At 51.8% G+C, this 17,500-nt stretch carries 16 protein-coding genes; 3 read left to right on the forward strand and 13 right to left on the reverse strand.

From position 1 onward, the window contains the following. Positions 1-34: 34 nt before the first annotated feature. The 11 genes from lldD to CLR69_RS20375 form a co-directional block, all read right to left on the reverse strand. Positions 35-1,195, reverse strand: a complete 1,161-nt coding sequence (lldD, locus tag CLR69_RS20325; RefSeq protein WP_129713109.1) for an FMN-dependent L-lactate dehydrogenase LldD — start codon at positions 1,193-1,195, stop codon at positions 35-37. 214 nt (positions 1,196-1,409) lie between these two features. Then, on the reverse strand, positions 1,410-2,849 hold the full coding sequence (aldA, locus tag CLR69_RS20330) for an aldehyde dehydrogenase (RefSeq protein WP_129713108.1): 1,440 nt from the start codon (positions 2,847-2,849) through the stop codon (positions 1,410-1,412). A 288-nt stretch (positions 2,850-3,137) separates the two neighbouring features. Beyond that, a complete protein-coding gene (locus CLR69_RS20335) occupies positions 3,138-4,067 on the reverse strand; it encodes a lysozyme inhibitor LprI family protein (RefSeq protein ID WP_129713107.1) in 930 nt (309 codons plus the stop codon). A gap of 66 nt (positions 4,068-4,133) precedes the next feature. After that, on the reverse strand, positions 4,134-5,225 hold the full coding sequence (locus CLR69_RS20340) for an acyl-CoA desaturase (RefSeq protein WP_129713106.1): 1,092 nt from the start codon (positions 5,223-5,225) through the stop codon (positions 4,134-4,136). Then, positions 5,225-6,364, reverse strand: a complete 1,140-nt coding sequence (locus CLR69_RS20345) for a fatty acid desaturase family protein (RefSeq protein WP_129713105.1) — start codon at positions 6,362-6,364, stop codon at positions 5,225-5,227. The genes CLR69_RS20340 and CLR69_RS20345 overlap by 1 nt, the downstream gene beginning before the upstream one ends. Continuing rightward, the gene (locus CLR69_RS20350; RefSeq protein WP_129713104.1) at positions 6,357-7,481 is read right to left on the reverse strand and encodes a sterol desaturase family protein; all 1,125 of its coding nucleotides are present in this window, start codon (positions 7,479-7,481) and stop codon (positions 6,357-6,359) included. The genes CLR69_RS20345 and CLR69_RS20350 overlap by 8 nt, the downstream gene beginning before the upstream one ends. A 4-nt stretch (positions 7,482-7,485) precedes the next feature. Further along, positions 7,486-8,139 (reverse strand): phosphatase PAP2 family protein, encoded by a 654-nt coding sequence (locus tag CLR69_RS20355; protein WP_422762877.1) that lies wholly within the window; start codon positions 8,137-8,139, stop codon positions 7,486-7,488. Then, entirely contained in the window at positions 8,139-9,425 is a 1,287-nt protein-coding gene (locus CLR69_RS20360) for a F390 synthetase-related protein (RefSeq protein ID WP_129713102.1), read from the reverse strand. The genes CLR69_RS20355 and CLR69_RS20360 overlap by 1 nt, the downstream gene beginning before the upstream one ends. Then, a complete protein-coding gene (locus CLR69_RS20365; protein WP_129713101.1) occupies positions 9,422-10,228 on the reverse strand; it encodes an MBL fold metallo-hydrolase in 807 nt (268 codons plus the stop codon). Before CLR69_RS20365 ends, CLR69_RS20360 begins: the two co-directional genes overlap by 4 nt. Beyond that, on the reverse strand, positions 10,221-11,249 hold the full coding sequence (locus CLR69_RS20370) for an NAD-dependent epimerase/dehydratase family protein (RefSeq protein WP_129713100.1): 1,029 nt from the start codon (positions 11,247-11,249) through the stop codon (positions 10,221-10,223). The genes CLR69_RS20365 and CLR69_RS20370 overlap by 8 nt, the downstream gene beginning before the upstream one ends. Beyond that, complete coding sequence (locus tag CLR69_RS20375) at positions 11,246-12,253, reverse strand: 3-oxoacyl-[acyl-carrier-protein] synthase III C-terminal domain-containing protein (protein WP_165346006.1); 1,008 nt, start codon at positions 12,251-12,253, stop codon at positions 11,246-11,248. Before CLR69_RS20375 ends, CLR69_RS20370 begins: the two co-directional genes overlap by 4 nt. A gap of 209 nt (positions 12,254-12,462) precedes the next feature. On the opposite strand from CLR69_RS20375, the gene CLR69_RS20380 reads away from it, so the two are divergent. The 3 genes from CLR69_RS20380 to CLR69_RS20390 all read left to right on the forward strand — a co-directional run bounded on the left by CLR69_RS20380 (position 12,463) and on the right by CLR69_RS20390 (position 15,163). Next, positions 12,463-12,804, forward strand: a complete 342-nt coding sequence (locus tag CLR69_RS20380) for a GlpM family protein (protein ID WP_129709235.1) — start codon at positions 12,463-12,465, stop codon at positions 12,802-12,804. 29 nt (positions 12,805-12,833) lie between these two features. Further along, a complete protein-coding gene (pemB, locus tag CLR69_RS20385; RefSeq protein ID WP_129713098.1) occupies positions 12,834-14,036 on the forward strand; it encodes a pectinesterase PemB in 1,203 nt (400 codons plus the stop codon). A 389-nt stretch (positions 14,037-14,425) separates the two neighbouring features. Beyond that, positions 14,426-15,163, forward strand: a complete 738-nt coding sequence (locus CLR69_RS20390) for a helix-turn-helix transcriptional regulator (RefSeq protein ID WP_129709240.1) — start codon at positions 14,426-14,428, stop codon at positions 15,161-15,163. Here CLR69_RS20390 and CLR69_RS20395 read toward each other — a convergent pair. Together CLR69_RS20395 and argG are read right to left on the reverse strand one after the other, a co-directional pair. Then, positions 15,141-15,794 carry an acyl-homoserine-lactone synthase gene (locus tag CLR69_RS20395; protein ID WP_129709244.1) on the reverse strand — a complete coding sequence of 218 codons (654 nt, stop codon included), beginning with the start codon at positions 15,792-15,794 and terminating at the stop codon, positions 15,141-15,143. The two genes, CLR69_RS20390 and CLR69_RS20395, sit on opposite strands and share 23 nt — an antisense overlap. A 265-nt stretch (positions 15,795-16,059) precedes the next feature. Next, complete coding sequence (argG, locus tag CLR69_RS20400; protein WP_129709247.1) at positions 16,060-17,406, reverse strand: argininosuccinate synthase; 1,347 nt, start codon at positions 17,404-17,406, stop codon at positions 16,060-16,062. Between the last annotated feature and the right edge of the window lie 94 nt (positions 17,407-17,500).

A 17,500-nucleotide genomic window follows, 5' to 3' on the forward strand; every position in this document is an offset into this window, starting at 1 on the left:
GGCGAGAAGATCACTCTCGCCGCCTGACTCGTGCTTACAGACTATCCAGTCGCCGCTGGGTAGCCTGCACCAGCGAATCCGCGGTAATGTCAGTAATGGATTTGGCACCGGTGAGCGTCATCGCCACACGCATCTCTTTTTCGATCAGGCTCAGCAGGTTAACCACGCCAGCCTCGCCCGCCGCGGCTAATGCGTAGACAAACGCGCGTCCGAGCATCACGCCATCCGCGCCCAGCGCAATCATGCGCACGACGTCCAGCCCGGTACGAATACCAGAATCCGCCAGAATGGTAATATCGCCTTTCACCGCATCGGCGATGGCAGGCAACGCATGTGCCGTTGACAGCACACCATCCAGTTGGCGACCACCGTGATTCGAGACGACGATGCCGTCTGCACCGAACCTCACTGCGTCCTTAGCATCTTCCGGGTCGAGGATACCTTTGATGATCATCGGCCCTTTCCAGAATTCTCGAATCCACGCCAAATCCTGCCAGGAAATGGAGGGATCGAAGTTCGCCGCCAGCCAGCCGATGTAATCTTCCAGCGTCGTGGGTTTGCCACGGTAGGCGGAGACATTCCCCAAATCGTGCGGCTTACCGTTCAGGCCGACATCCCACGACCATTGTGGATGAGTCACAGCCTGTAACATACGTCGCGCTGCCGCATTCGGCCCGCTCATGCCAGAATGCGCATCGCGATAGCGCGCACCTGGTGTCGGCATATCCACGGTAAACACCAACGTCTTCACCCCCGCAGCCTGCGCACGCTCCAACGCATTGCGCATAAAGCCACGATCTTTTAACACGTAGAGCTGGAACCACATTGGGCGATCGATGGCGGGTGCCACTTCCTCAATCGGGCAGACTGAAACCGTGGATAGGGTAAACGGAATCCCCTTCTGTGCCGCCGCACGAGCCGCCTGTACCTCGCCACGCCTGGCGTACATACCGGTCAGACCCACGGGAGCCAGCACCACTGGCATCGCCAGTTTTTCACCGAACAACTGCGTTTCCAGACTCAGGTCGGACATATTTTTCAGGATGCGCTGACGCAGCGCGATATCCGCCAGATCGGCAGTATTGCGCCTGAGCGTGTGCTCGCCATACGCCCCGCCGTCAATATAGTGAAAAAGAAACGGCGGCAGCCTACGCTGCGCCGCTGCTCGATAGTCCGTTGAAGCAGAGATGATCATCGTCCTTTCCCATCCTTCTTCTGGTTTATGCCGCTGTTACGGTAAGTGGAATGACCGTCACTAGAACTAATGCCGATCGATTAAAGAACGATATACCGGGGGCCACTACGGTGCGAGGTGTCCCTACGGGAACCTCATCGCCGTGTTTCCCCCTCAACCCACACTTAAGCAAGCATCATTACCTTTGGTGAGGTTGCCTTTAGTGAAACGGCTTTTAGTGAAATTGAAGGTACGCGACATGCGTTTGCAGGTATTCCTGCAAGCCGTGCTTGCCGTCCGCGCCACCCACGCCGGATTTACGCCAGCCCGCATGGAAGCCCTGCATCGCCTCGAAGTTTTCACGGTTGATGTAGGTTTCGCCGAACTTCAGCCCTTTCAGCGCTTTCATCGCTGTGTTGATGTTTTGAGTATAGATCGATGACGTCAGGCCATATTCGCTGTCGTTCGCCATCGTAATTGCCTCTTCCAACGTGTCGAAGGTCGCCACTGGCAGCACGGGGCCAAACACCTCTTCGTGCATAATTGGCATCTCTTGCGTCACGTTCACCAATAGCGTCGGCGGATAGAAATAGCCTGTACCGATTTCGGATTTGCCGCCAAGCAACACTTTCGCGCCCTGCGACACCGCTTTCGCCACCTTATCTTCCACACGCTGTAGCGCCGCCGCACTAATTAGCGGCCCCATATCCAGCGCTTTTTTCTCCGCCGTATTGCCGAAGGTCACCTGCTCCATCGCGGCTTTAATACGCGAGATAAATTCGTCGTAAATACCTTTTTGCACGTAAACGCGCTCAGCACAGTTACACACCTGCCCGCTGTTGATGACGCGAGAGCTGACAATCGCTTTAACTGCCAGATCGAGATCGGCGTCATCCATCACAATGGCTGGCGCTTTGCCGCCCAACTCCAGCGACACCTTCGTGACGTTTTGCGCCGCCGCCGTCATGGTAGCAATCCCCGCCGCCACGCTGCCAGTCAGACTGACCATGCCAACTTTCGGGTTACCGGCCAGTTCTTGCCCTACCGTCGGGCCGTAGCCGGTAACAAAATTGATGACGCCTTTCGGCAGGCCAATTTTGTGAATGATTTCGGCGAAAATCACCGCATTATTCGGTGTAATCTCGCTCGGTTTGATGACGATGGTATTGCCAGTGATCAGCGCAGGCGCGGCCTTACGTGCAATCAGGAAAAAGGGGAAGTTCCACGGCAGAATACCGGTCGTGACGCCAATCGCTTTACGGAAGACAAAGATATTTTCATTCGGCCGGTCGCTCTGAATGATTTCACCTTCATAGCGGCGTGCCCACTCTGCCATGTAATCCAGATAGTCGGCGGTGAACAGCACCTCCGTCTGCGCCAGACCATGAGTTTTACCGCCTTCCGCAATGATGGTGTCAGTCAGTTCAGCTTCTCGTTCGCGAATACCGGCCGCTATTTTGTGTAGCCAAACACCACGTTCAACTGCGGGCAACGCTTCCCAGCCCGGCTGTGCGGCTTCTGCTGCATCAATCGCTCTCTTTGCATCATCAGCGGAACCTTCTGGGATCTGTGAAATAACCTGCTCGGTAGCTGGGTTTACCACGTCAATCCACTTCCCGCTTCTGTTTTCAACAAACTCACCGTTGATGTACATACGTTTCTGGGGGGTGCTCATGTCAGACGTCTCCAAGGTAGGGTAAGAGAATACACCGCATAAACGAGTTGTTAACAAAACACGTCTTTTTTGTGAAGTTTTGCCATGCTGCGCGATCGGCGCTGCATTTACCTTTTCATGGCTGCCATCTCAGTCTAGCAAGTGGCAAAAAAGTCATGATGAGCACGCCTGAGGTAACACTTTTGCAAAGTATCGGAGAACGCTGGGGAATAACGGCAATAGGGGAATAGGCGAAGCAGTGACAGACGCCGCATTCAACAACGGCGCCGTCTCTCAAGCAGGGAAATCTTACGGTTCGTCGATTTTCGCGATCTCTTCCGTCACTTTCCATTTACCGCCCACCAGCTCGCGAGTGGTAGCGACCATCGCCTGTTTCTCCTCGGAGTAAGCTTCCGTGGTTTCAACAATCAGGACGGGGTTATTGTTAGCGATCTGGTAGGTTGACCATTGGTGCCAGCAGCAGCCGCTTTTGGTAAACGTGGTGATGGCCTTACTTTTTTCATCGATCTCGAACAGGCCAAGATTGGAACTGGCTAATTCGGTCAGCGGCGCATTCTGGGTGAACTGCTGCTTTTCCACATCGAACAGGTACACATCGTAAGACGGTCCGCCGTAAGCCCCGTTATTCCCGTTACGCAGCATGATATCCGCATGATGATCGAAGTTAGCGTCATCAATCACCAACCCGCTGTTGTTCTCGCCATAAACCTCGATCAGATTTGCCGTCACTTCGCCTTTCTTGTTCAGCTCGATGAACATATTTTCCATTGCGATACGCTGGAACAGCTCGCCACGTCCTTTCTTAAAAATATCCAGCGTACCTGTTCCTTCACAGGTTGAATAAGAGGAATCGAGATTGCACGTCGCCACGCTGAGCACGAAGTCCCACTGGTCTGATGCCTGGGTAATCAAGGAGATATTTTCACTACCGGACAGATCCTGAATACGGGAAACCATCTCATTCCCCAGACAAACGTCATCCTTACAGCGATCGCGTTCGGCCAGCCAGGCGCGCTGCTCCTGACGCGCCTGTACTTTGTCTGCCTTTTTCACGTAACCCTGATAGGCCTTGTTCAATACGGCATCAAGCTGCTGTAAGCGGCTGCTGGCGCAAATCATTTTCTCGCTGTCGGTACTGGCCTTGCTGCAATCCATCGCCCAGACGGACGAGGTGAAAAAGAACAGCAGGGATGAAACAGCTAGGGATAAATAACGCATGAAGTATCGCTCCTTGAATACAGATAAAAATCTAACATATTGATAAAAATGGATATCAGGCTATTTTTAGCTGCCCTTTCCCATCTTTTTAAGAAAGCGCTGCTGCTCAACCAAAATCGCTTTTAGCGTAATGCACTGATACTCAATGCCATGGCGCGGGGCAACATCCGCAATAATTTTGGATAGCGCGGGATAGTGCCGGTGATTCCAGTTGGGGAAAATATGGTGGGTCAGGTGCATATTAAGCTGCCCCAGCCAGTAGCCAAGCCATGCAGGCTGGGTAGTCCAATCTACCGTGGTGGAAAAGACATGCTGATAGCGACCATGCCTGAATAGGCCATCTTCCGGCGCCTGATAGAACGTCCCTTTCGCCCAGTGCGACCCCAGAATCAGGACGACAAAAATCAGCGATGACAACATCTGGCTCAGCAGATAAACCAGCAACAGCGAGCTGAAGCTGATAGGGGATGGGGACAAAAACCAGTAAGGGATCGCCAGTGCTAACAAAGCATGTAGCACTTTTGATAACAGGAACACACCCCAGCCCTTAACGCCCTGAAGCGTCATATTGCGCGTCACCTGCGTTTTCCCCGCGCGATCGAGCCAGTCAAAAAACCAGATGATGCAGGGAAATGTCAGCGACGCCACCATCGGCCAGTAGTAGCGCTGAGCGCGCATAAAGAAGCGAAACCGATGGTAGGGTGATTGGCGCAAGACGCCGTTTTCTTCGATATCCAGATCGTAGTGCTGCACATTCACGTGCGCATGATGAAAAATCACATGCCGCACTCGCCAGCAGTCAGAATCCATGCCGAGCGGAATACTCACCACAATATTGAGCAGACGATTCGCCCACGGCCGCCGGAAAAAGACGTTATGGGAGGCATCATGCACCACGTTCACCGCCAGAAACATGGCGGTAAAAATAAAGGCAAAGTAGCAGCCAGCAAAACCCAACAGCGTCGTTTGCTGGAGGCTGAAACCATAAAACGTCAGACACAGCAGCACCAGAAACAGCATCTTGCCGATAAACCCCGCATTGGCAAAACGGTGATCGCCCGTCTCTGCCAGATACTCATTTGCCGCCTTCATCAGCGCCCGATGCAATGCCAGATCGCGACCTTGTTCATAGCGTAGAGGTTTCAACGGTGCAAGCATCACTCTTCCTCTGATTTATGTTCTGCGGTATGTGAAACAGTACGCCGATCGTGACCTGCGCCCATCGATTTTAAAAACCGACTCTGGCTAGCCAGTAGCTCACGATAGGTAATGCAGCGGTAGTTCATACCATGTTCGGCGGCAACACGCCGTAAAATAGCAGCGAGCGCGGGGTAATGGCGATGATGCCATCCAGGGAAAAGATGATGCGTCAGATGTAAATTCAGCCCTCCCGTCCAGTGCTCAAGCCAGCGCGGCGTCGGCAGCCAGTCACACGCAGTCGCAAAGTTGTGCTGATACCAGCCCTGAGGCATGCTCTCTGCATCCGCAACGGCATAAAATTCAGCCTCAGCCCAGTGCGTCCCCAGCAGTAAAAATACCACCAATAGGGATGCCAACATTTGCCCAAGCAAATAGCTTAGCAGCACGATACCGGGACTAATGCCGTGCGCCGTTCCCACCATGATGGGAATAACCAGCACCAGTAATATATGGGCGATTTTACTGCCGATAAAAATCAACCAACCGCTATAGCCAGACTGCACTGAACGAGCATTCACTGGCGTTTTACCCAAGCGATCGGCCCAATCAAAGATCCAAGCGATATAGGGAAGCGAGAAGGCGGCCACCAGCGGCCAGTAAAGATGCTGATAACGCATATAGGAATGGTGGCGCTGAAAAGGCGTTTGACGGAAAATCCCATTCTCTTCCGTATCCAGATCGTAATGTTCCACGTTCGGATAAAGATGGTGGAAGTCCACATGACGCCAGCGCCAGTAGTCAGGATCGATGCCTAATGGCAGCGTCACGATGCGCCCGACCAGGCGGTTCAATGTTCGATTGCGGAAAAAAGTATTATGGGACGCATCATGATTAACGATGATATTCAATAACATCGACAGCATGATGAAAGAAAAATAGCTCAGGAAGAACGCCCATGCCGCCTGCTGCACTAGGCAAAGCACATAGCAGGCGATGCAGCATAAAAAGAGTAATCCGGCCTTCACGAACTGGCCGCTATCGGCAAAGCGATGGTCGTGGTTAGCACGAAGATAGGCCGACGTTTCTCGCTGTAGTGCACGATGAAAAGCGTGTTCACCCTTCGCCGGATACCGCTTCTCAGGTAGCACATTAGCCATTTTCATGTCCTTCAACGATCGGACGCTGACCCCAGCCGACAGCCATCGCCAGCCCGTGTAGTGCCAACATCAGCATAGCTATTTTCCAGTAAAGCGCTTCCCAACCCAGATAGACAAAAAACACGGTAGGGAATAGCAGTACCACCAGTAGCCAAACGTAGATGCCCCACCGTCGCCCCTCGGAAATGCCGCCCAGCGCGACCGCACCGGCCACCAGCAACAGAAAGAGCGCCACCTGCGACAGGTTGGCGGAATCATAACCGTAGCCATACAGGTAGACGTAGCCCACCACCAGCGCAAATAGCAGCATAGCCCCAACAAGCAACGCCAACGGCGTACAGTGAAACGTCGCCTGACGTGTACGGCGTACCGACAGTTTCAGATACGACAGAAAAGGTAGATTACTGGCCAAAAACGGATTCTTCGATGGCGTTTCTTTGCCTGCACCGTAACGGAAAGGCGTGTCAGGCAGTTGTGGACAAAAACTGCCGAACAGCTTGTCCCAAAAAATGAAGGTGCCGCCGAAGTTCTTATCCGCGTAAGCGCGATCGTTTACATGGTGTACGCGGTGATGTGCGGGTGTCACCAGCACCTTTTCCAGCCAGCCCAGCTTGGGCGTCATCGCATTATGGTTAAAGAGTTGGACGCTGTAATGCAGGATGGAAACGGTGACGAACACGTACAGCGGAACGCCGAGCAGCGCCAGAATCAGGAAGAACGGAATTGAGGTCAGCGAGGAATACCAGGAGTTACGCACGCCCAGCGACAGATTGAAATGCTCACCCTGATGATGAACCACATGCACGGCCCACAGCACACCAAAAGTATGGTGCAAGCGGTGTAGCCAATAAAAACCGAAATCCCAGGCGAGTATCGCGAACAGCCACATCAGTATCGGTGGCCAGGCTTCCACCCAGCCAAAACTGAAATTCGCCGCGACATAGCCATAGCAAAAAATTTCCACGCTGCGAAAGAGCCACAGCATGATATGCCCTGAATTGAGGTTGAACACGACATCATGCCAGTTCACCTTCTCACGCTGCATCCACTGTAAAGCCAGCGCTTCACCAATCACCACAACCAGCATGAAGACTATCGGTAATGCCAAATCGATCATGATTTCATTCCTGATGGCGCTTATCGTTAGGCAACGGAACCCGTGGGGAAATGGCCGTTACCGCCTCCCGACTACGCAAAAAGACCCATCCGACCATTCCTGCGAGCATCGCACCAGTCACCAGATCGATGAACAGGTGTCGACGCAGTTGCAGGATGGAAAAAGCAATCGCCGCTCCCCATAGAAGATACAGGCCGGTCTTCACCTTCTGCTGGCTATCGCTCATCGCCCACACCGCCAGAACCGTCAGCGCAATATGCAGCGACGGCAGGCAGTTTTGCGGCGAATCGATACGTTGCAAAAGCTGTAACAGACGGGCGGAGAGATCGTCTCCGACGACCTGTGGGTAAGTCATCGTAGTCGGAAAAGTCAGATACACTATGCCTGCAATCAACGCTGTAAGCTGCGTTGCCCGACGTAATCCAGCCAAACGTGTCATCGGACAGGATAAGTAAGACAGCGGAATGATGATGAAAAAGGAGAGATACAGCCAGATAGCCGAGGGGCTAAAGGGAATCCATTCGTCGACAATCGAGGGCGGTAACACCGTTCCCTGCCCCTGAAACTGCGCGCTCAGTTGATACACCACGCCAACCGATCCCCAGCCAAAGAGCAGCGCTTTCAGCCGTAATAGCATCGTTCCTTGAGGAAATCGCATCATGCGTCCTCCTTCTGGCGGGTAATACGTCTGCGCTTTTGCGTGAATTCTGGTGCGATCTCACCGGCGATTAACTGCCACCGTAGCCGCGATGTATCAATTCCCTGCAACGTAAACTGCTGCGCCAGACTGTCTCGGCAGGCTTCCAGTTCCGGCAGGCTGCACGCGGCGGATAAATGCAGCGTCGCGTCTCCCTGCTGAACCAACCGATAGTCGGCATGTAGCGGCAACGCATTGGCAATAACTCGACTACAGAGATCCGCAAAGACGGTCTGCGGTTCCCCGCAGTTGTCCGGCAATCGCAGGCTGTCATCGCTGCGCCCTTCAATGCGGGCTATCGCCATCGTCACGCGACCACACGCGCAGGGCGCTTTTTGCTTCACCAACACATCATCCAGCCGATAGCGCACAATCGGCTGTGTGCTGCGGGTGAAATCGGTAATGACGGGTGTAAAGCGTTCGTCATCGATCCATTGTGGCTCGATGTGAATAAATTCTTCGTTAAGGTGTAGCGTGCCATGCTCACAGGTCGATGCCAGAAAGCCTTCCGTCGCCTGATACACTTCCCCTACCTGCCCGAACACCTGCTGCAACAGTTGCTTATCCTGCGGTTCCAACACCTCGGCCACGGAAATGACCTTTTTGACCGACAGGCGCAGCTTACCGCTCTGTACCGCCAACGCCAGCTCGCGTAGCACCTGTGCGGGGGCGACGATAATCGACGGTGACCATGCCTCCAGCCGCGAAAAATGTTCAGCAAACGGCGCGAACAAATCGTAAAACGACAGACTGAGCCAACGGTTATCGACGCTGTGATAGAGGTTGTTATCCGCTCGCAGAAACAGCGCCACCCGTTCACCAGCGCGTAAACCATCCGGCAGCATTTTCGCCAGCATGCCTCCGGCCCAAACCTGCTGTTCGTGCGGACTAACGACAAACAGGCCACGCTGACCAGAGGTACCGGACGACAGCCCGACGCTGAACCCGTTTACATTCGGCGTAAAGTCGCGGTCGTCCTCACTGCGGCGTGCGCATGCGAGAAGTTCGTCCCGCTTGAGCCCGGCGGTATTCATCCGATCAAACTCGGCCATCATTACCGCTTTATCCATCATCGGCCAGGATGAGATCGGGAGATGGCAGTAAGGTCGAAAATAGGGGCTACGCGCCATCACTCGTCGCGCAAAACGAGAAAGCTGACGCTGCTGATGGCGTTCAAGCGCCTGACGGGTGGTAAAACGCAGGCGTCTGGCGCGTAAATAGTGCCAGATCGTCATCAGCGGGATCATAGGTCACCCTCGTGACACAGCCGAATCTCGACCTGCCCATTCAAATGTAACTGGTGCAGTTGGTCTAACGTTTGGTAATAGGCCTTTGGGTCGTCCATCACCAAATTCGCCAACCGCGACGGCCCGCGTCCTTCACGATAGCTGTGCGGCAACCAGGCAGCATCACTTGCCAGCAACACCCAGCCGTTTTCGGTCAGCACAAACGCACCGAGGTGTCCGGCTGCATGGCCGGGCAGCGCCACCAGTACGATTTCCTTATCGCTACCGGGCAGCGCATAGCCTTGCGTAAAGGGTGCCAGCTCGGCAGGCAGATCGGTAAGCGGGAAATTTTCGACAAACTGGAGCGCCTGCTCAAAATTCTCAGGGATCAGCGCGGGCACGAATGCTCGCTTCAAGGCTGCGAAACCGCGTAGATTCCGCGTCTGCTGCCAGCCGAGCGCCGAACAGATAAACGGCACGGCGGGGAAATCCCGCAGCCCCGCGATATGGTCACCGTGAAAATGGGAAATAATCAGGCCGTCGATGTCGGCAGGTTGGATACCCTGCGCGTGTAGCTGATGAATCAGCGCCTCTTTTGTCTCAAAATGCACCGGCGTCATTCTGCGGTACAGTTGAAACAATCCTGAACGCGTGGCGTCGGTGAAATGCTGCGCATAACCGGTGTCCCACAGCCAGCGCTTGCCCTGACTTTCCAGCATCCAGACCCGCGCCGGAAAACGGCACACCTTCCACCCCGCACCGCGCAACGCCATGCAGCCCGGATGCAGGCAGTACCCTACTTCAAACGTCGAAATATTAGCCATGTCCGTTAGAACTCCGCTGTGCAAGATGGATATTGAACCAATTACCGGTTAATTCGATGCCTTGCTGGAGGGAAAAACGCGGCTGATAGCCCAGCTCTTGCTGCGCTTTTTCCGCGCTGAGCGTCATATCAAAATTCACCGCTCCCGCACTGTAGCGCGTCAGCAGTGGCTCTTTCCGGCTAAACCACGAGAGCAACTCCATTCCACCGGCCACCGCATGCAGCAGAAGGTACGGCACCGCTCTGACGCGATAATGCATCCCCAACTGCCCGACCAGCAGTTGCTCAAGCATATCTGCAAGGCGTGCGGGCTCATGATTGGTAATGTTATACGCCGAGCCAGAAACTAACCCCGTTCGCTGGCTGGCAAGTGCCATTGCTTCCACTACGTTGCCGACAAACGTCAAATCCAGCAGCGCCGCACCGCCGCGCGGGAGCCGTAGCACGCCACCGCCTACCGCGATCTGCTCCAGAATACGCGGTAGAATCACGCGGTCATGCGGGCCAAACAGGCCACGAGGTCGTAGAATCACGTAGGTAGTTTGCGGATAGCGCGGCGTCAGCGCATGAAGGCGCTCTTCCGCCAGAAATTTGGTCTGCGCATAGTGATTGGCAAAGCGCGCCGCGCGGTAGCTTTCGTCAATATTCAGGTGGTGCTGGTAGTCAAAGTAAATCGCGGGCGTGGAGATGTGAACAAAACGTGGGATACCCAACTGTCCAGCGGCCTCAGCCAAGCGCGCCGTCACCTCGGTATTATTCTGATAGAAGTCATCATATTGACCCCACGGCGATGATTTCGCCGCACAGTGCCAAACCACATCGCAGCCCGCCATCAGCGTTCGATACTGCTCTACCGACGTTTCGACCAAATCAATGCAGGCAAACTGCGCACCCAGCAGGTCAAGCTGCTGCCCCACCGTGCGATCGCGCCCGCAGGCCAGCACCTGATGCCCAGCCTGAAGCAGCCATTCCACCGCGTTACGCCCCAACCCACTGGTTGCGCCCGTGACGAAGACCTTCATGGAATCAGTACCATTCCGCCCAGCGTCAACCCGGCGGCCGTACCGACCAGCATCGCAGGTTCGCCTTCAGGCAGGCGTTGCGTCACGATGGCATGATGCAGCGCTGTCGGAATCGAGGCCGCCACCTGATTACCGTGATAGCGGTAAATATCAATCAATCTTTCTGTCGGGATCGCCAACCGCTTACGCATATGCTCCAGCGACAGGTGGCTGGCCTGATGCGGAACCACTGCCGCCATCTGATCTAGCGTAAAACCGCTGGCATCCAGCAGCCGTTGCAAATAGCCCTCAATCAAGGCAGAAGCCTGCCTGAATAACCGTTTCCCCTGCATATGGAACAGAAAATCATGCAGTTCCATACCCGCTCGCGGGTTGCGCAAGGTGCCGCCTGCCCGGATCTGGCACAGTTCATTGCCCTTCGGATACGTTTCCAGCAGACATGCTGCAATCCCGCTGCTGCCATCACCGCGTTCGACAATCGCGCACGCGGCACCATCACCAAAAATCAACGACGACTCTTCATCATCCCAGTCAATACCGCGCGACGCGAGTTCGGTAGAGACAATCGCAATGCGCCGATAGGCTCCGGTATTTAACAACCCCGCCGCCACCTGAAGCGCGGAAATAAAGCTGACGCAGCTGCTATTAATATCAAAACAGGCCGTCCCTTTCGGCAGGGACGATGCTTTTAATACATGGCTGGCGCTATAAGGCAGCGCCTGAATCGGGATCGCGGAAGCAAACAGCAGCAGATCGATTGACGCAGGTGAAATAACGCCTCGAGCCAGCGCGTCATTTAACGCCTCCACACCGAGTTCGGCCTGACTCGCATGATTATCGGCATGGTGGCGATAGATAATTCCTGAACGGCTTTCGACATAACCGGCGGGTTTATTGAGCCGCACATCTAATTCAGCCGAGGTCACCCGCTGCGCAGGAAGCGCGCTGCCGGTAGAAATAATCTTTAGTGGAACCAATCCCTTAGTGAATGCGTGACTTTGCATCTTCAATATCAATCCTTTCCCAGATTCATTAGCATTTTACTCGCGTACGATAAGGCTATCGTGCGTAGTATTTATTCATTCTGCTGCTAAGAATAACGAAATCACCGCGAATTGAAATCTTAAGCTGTGCGATCGTACTGTTCCATCCCGATACTTTTTCGCTATTCTCTGTTCATTCACGATGCTTAATTAAGCCAGAAGTTATACTTATGTCATTGTTTATCAAATCTGTTATCGGTGCGCTGATCGTATTGCTCATCAGCGTATTGGCGAAAAGCCGAAACTATTATATTGCCGGACTGGTGCCGCTATTCCCCACGTTTGCCCTCATCGCACATTACATTGTTGGCACCGAGCGCGGGCTGGACGCACTACGTGCCACTATCTTATTTGGCATCTGGTCCGTTATTCCCTATCTGGTTTATCTCATCTCACTTTATTACTTTACCGCATGGATGAAATTGCCACAGGCGCTGCTCGCAGCGGTCGTGTGCTGGAGTGTGTCGGCAGCATTGCTGGTCAAAATCTGGACGTGGTATCAAGGGAATTAGTGTCTGACTTCTTACCTTAGGATTACGCAATGACAAAAACGACATACCCCGGTACGGTTTCTCGCCCTGTGCTCTCTGCGCAGGAAGCGGATCGCTTTACGCTCCCATACTATTTCACGCAGCGTGGGCACGATGACCATCCTGATGTTGACGTCTGGCAGCCCGTGCCGATTGAGGTCGATCTGGTGACACCCTGGATTGTTGGGCCAGAAGTCGGGGTGGATGGCGCTACGCACATCCATATCCAACAGGCGGTGAACGCCGCGCTGCGGGCGCAGCAAGATCGAACGCGTATTGATATTAAAGTACTGCCAGGCACCTATACTGGCACGGTCTACATCCCCGCCGATGCACCACCGCTCACGCTATTTGGGGCGGGAGAACAACCGAATGACGTGGTGATTCAACTGGCACTGGATTCGATGTTTTCACCAGCAACTTACCGGGAAACAGTGAACCCACGCGGTGAATATCAGCCCGGCGATCCTACCTGGTACATGTACGATCTCTGTGCATCAAAGCAGAACGCGACGATTGATACTCTTTGTTCCGCCGTGGTCTGGTCGCAGAGCGACAATTTCCAGATGAAGAACCTGACAGTGGTCAATACATTGCTCGATTCGGTAGATAGCCGTGCACATCAGGCCGTGGCGCTACGCACCGACGGCGACAAAATGCAGCTTGAAAGGGTTCGCCTAATCGGGCGTCAGGATACGTTTTTCGTCAATACCAGCAACCTCCAGAATGAGTACGTCACAGACCGCTACAGCCGCGCCTACATTAAAGACAGCTACATCGAGGGTGATGTTGATTACGTTTTCGGACGGGCGACTGCGGTATTCGATCGCGTCCACTTTCATACCATTTCCAGCCGCGGGGCAAAAGATATACATGTCTTCGCACCTGACAGCATGCCATGGGTGCCGTATGGCTTCTTGGCAGTGGGATGTCGCTTTACGGGTGACAAAGGCTTCAGCGGGGAAAAAAAGGCCAAGCTGGGGCGAGCCTGGGATCAGGGAGCAAGGCAGACGGGATATCAGCCAGGACAGACGGCAAACGGTCAGTTAGTGATCCGCGACAGCACGATTGACGTCAGTTACGACAGAGAACAACCATGGGGAGCCGCCGCAACCACCGCACGACCCTTTGCAGGTAACACGGATTCAGACCGCAATCTGGACGATATATATTTCAATCGGCTGTGGGAATACAACAATATTGATGAGGAATAATGTGCGGTGGCGTAGGACATAATATGCAGACAGATGCTACGAATGAAAGTACCACACAGATATAACTAAAGTCATTGAAACCTGATAGGCCTGTAAAACAATACAGGCCATAGAAAAGAAAATTATTTTTTTATTATATTACTGATAAATCTCGCTTAATTAGCATTCCCTGATGTCAGCCAATCATCACGCTTATCCTGAGCGATGTTTATTTCTTTTGCTTTACGCCCTTAACAAAGTCGTAAGATTGTATGTTTTTTCACCCCAAATAAAAGCTATACTAAAGTATAGTTAAGGCTATCTGTATAGGTTACTATGGATGTACGTATAGGGATGGGTATATACTTTTTCCATTACAGGATGTTGAATTTTCTGGCAGAGGTTATCAGATGTCGCAATTATTCTACAACAATGAAACTATAAGCAGGATAATAAAAAGTCAATTCGATATAGCATTAAGCCACTACGGCGACATCAAATATGCCTATATGGTGTTAAATAAAAAGAAGCCAACAGAAATTTTGATCATTTCCAATCACCATGATGAGTGGCGAGAGATATACCGAGCAAACAATTATCAACACATTGATCCTGTGGTGATTACGGCCCTTAATAAAATCACCCCTTTCCCTTGGGACGAAGATTTACTTGTCAGTACACAACTGAAGATGTCAAAGATATTTAACTTATCCAGAGAGCATAACATCACCAACGGTTACACTTTTGTTCTTCATGACCATAGTAACAATCTGGTGATGCTATCAATCATGATTGATGAATCCAATGTGAATAACATCGATGATGTCATCGAGAGTAATAAAGATAAGTTACAAATGATGTTGATGAATATTCATGCAGAAACCATCTCTCTTTACAGAGAGATGATTAGAAACAAAGAAGATGAAAGATCAAATGATAAAGATATTTTTTCTCAACGGGAAAATGAAATTCTTTACTGGGCCAGTATGGGTAAAACCTATCAAGAGATAGCACTAATATTAGATATTAAAACAGGCACTGTTAAATTTCACATCGGCAATGTTGTGAAAAAACTCGGCGTATTAAATGCCAAACATGCGATCAGACTTGGCATCGAGCTACAACTCATCCGACCGGTTCAGTCATAGGCACGAAAGACAGTGGCCACTCTCGTAACTTACTTTCAACAAATTCTTTGTTGTGATTTATACGACGAACTAGCACATCCTGGCTTTCATTATCGACAGGTAAGAAAAGTAGATAAACCCTTTCCTGCTTTTCTGACATACCCTGTTCAACAATCGAAATTTTCCAACCAGAACGCTTCAATATTGTGAGCATAGGGTGACTGACAATCGTGTAAACACCATCATACCCTTTACTCCTTGAATAATTCACCGTTGCCAAGAAGAACATCGTACTTACGGGATAAGAATTTCCTAGAATAGTTTTTGACCGCGCTTTATCTACGAAAAATCGGCTCGACTCAATATATTTTCCCTCTGGAATGTCTATTTTTTCAAAATAGGGGAAAAATGTTCCAGTAATCATATTAGGATATTTCGTTTCAATTAGCCGAGAACTGCAAATAACCTGGTCATCCTCTACGCCGAAAAGATAAGTCGCATTATCATCATCATACTGATCGAACTCCATCCCATTAATACATTTTACTGCCCAATTCAGCCTGTCCTTGAATGTTTCTTTTCTAAGTGTAAACAATTCTTCCGATTTTTTTTCCGACAGTAGTGTGTAGCTTACATCGAATATCTCTAACATTTTTCCTCCATTAAAAATTTGCAGCAGACATCAAAAAACAGATAGACCATCCAATAGATTCTTTTGCCTTTTAACAAAAATCCAGGCTTATTGTTATTGTATTCTGTCGCTTTCCACGACGGTTGTACAGATGCAACCCGCATTGTCAGCAAGAGTTCACATACACAAAACATTGATTAAAAATCAAACACAAGCCTATGATAAAAAATAAAAAAATCCGGAAGCGTAAAACGATTCCGGATTTTTATATTACTCAATTTTCACACTATTTCTCTGCTTTATCCTGCAGTTGCCCAACTTGCGGTAGGCCCGTGCTGGCTGAAGAGGAGAGCAAACCTGTTTCAACATAATTAAACAGTTTTTCACGCGTGTCAGTGATGTCTAGATTGCGCATGGTCAGTTGACCAATACGGTCATCAGGTGAAAATACCGAGTCGCCTTTCTCCATAGTCAGACGTTCTGGTTTATAGGTCAGATTGTCAGACACGGTATTCATGATGGAGTAATCATTGCCACGGCGCAGCTCCAGCGTCACTTCGCCGGTGATAGCACTAGCGATCCAACGTTGAGAAGAATCACGCAGCATCAGCGCCTGGGAATCAAACCAGCGTCCCTGATACAGGAAACGACCCAGTTGACGGCCATTCGCGTGGTATTGCTCGATGGTGTCTTCGTTATGAATACCGGTAACCAGACGCTCATAGGCAATGTGCAGCAGTGCCATTCCCGGCGCTTCATAGATGCCACGGCTTTTCGCTTCGATGATACGGTTTTCGATCTGATCGCTCATGCCCAGACCGTGACGACCACCGATACGGTTCGCTTCCAACATCAGTTCGACATCATCGGTAAAGGTCTTACCGTTCAGCGCAACCGGGTGGCCACGTTCAAAGCGAATGGTCACTTCTTCAGCAGGAACTTTGACGTTCTCGTCCCAGAATTTCACGCCCATAATCGGGTTAACGATTTTGACGCTGGAATTCAGGAATTCCAGATCCTTCGCTTCATGCGTCGCACCCAGAATGTTGGAATCGGTGGAATAGGCTTTCTCCGCTGACATTTTATAGCCGAACCCTGCCTGCGACATAAACTCAGACATCTCCTGACGACCACCCAGCTCATCAATAAAGTCAGTATCCAGCCACGGTTTATAAATCTTCAGTTCAGCATTGGTCAGAAGGCCGTAGCGATAGAAACGCTCAATATCGTTGCCTTTATAGGTGCTGCCGTCACCCCAGATGTTGACGCCGTCTTCTTTCATCGCCGCAACCAGCATCGTACCCGTAACAGCACGGCCCAGAGGCGTGGTGTTGAAATAGGTCACTCCCGCCGTCGTGTTGTGGAATGCGCCACACTGAATCGCAGCGATGCCTTCAGCGACTAATTGCTTACGGCAATCGATAAGGCGAGCATTTTCTGCGCCATATTCCATAGCTCGACGTGGGATTTCATCATAGTCATCCTCGTCTGGCTGCCCCAGATTTGCGGTATACGCATAAGGAACCGCGCCCTTTTGACGCATCCAAAGCAGTGCAGCGCTGGTATCCAGACCACCCGAGAATGCAATACCAATACGCTGACCAACCGGAAGATGCTTGAGAATCGTTGTCATATATGTAATCCCTGCTCGAAAGATCTATGGTGATATACCCGTTATACTGCAAGCTGCATGTGCGTTGGCTTCTCTTACTCACCCCAGTCACTTA

The organism is Pectobacterium zantedeschiae, assembly GCF_004137795.1.
Classification (GTDB): Bacteria; Pseudomonadota; Gammaproteobacteria; order Enterobacterales; family Enterobacteriaceae; genus Pectobacterium; species Pectobacterium zantedeschiae.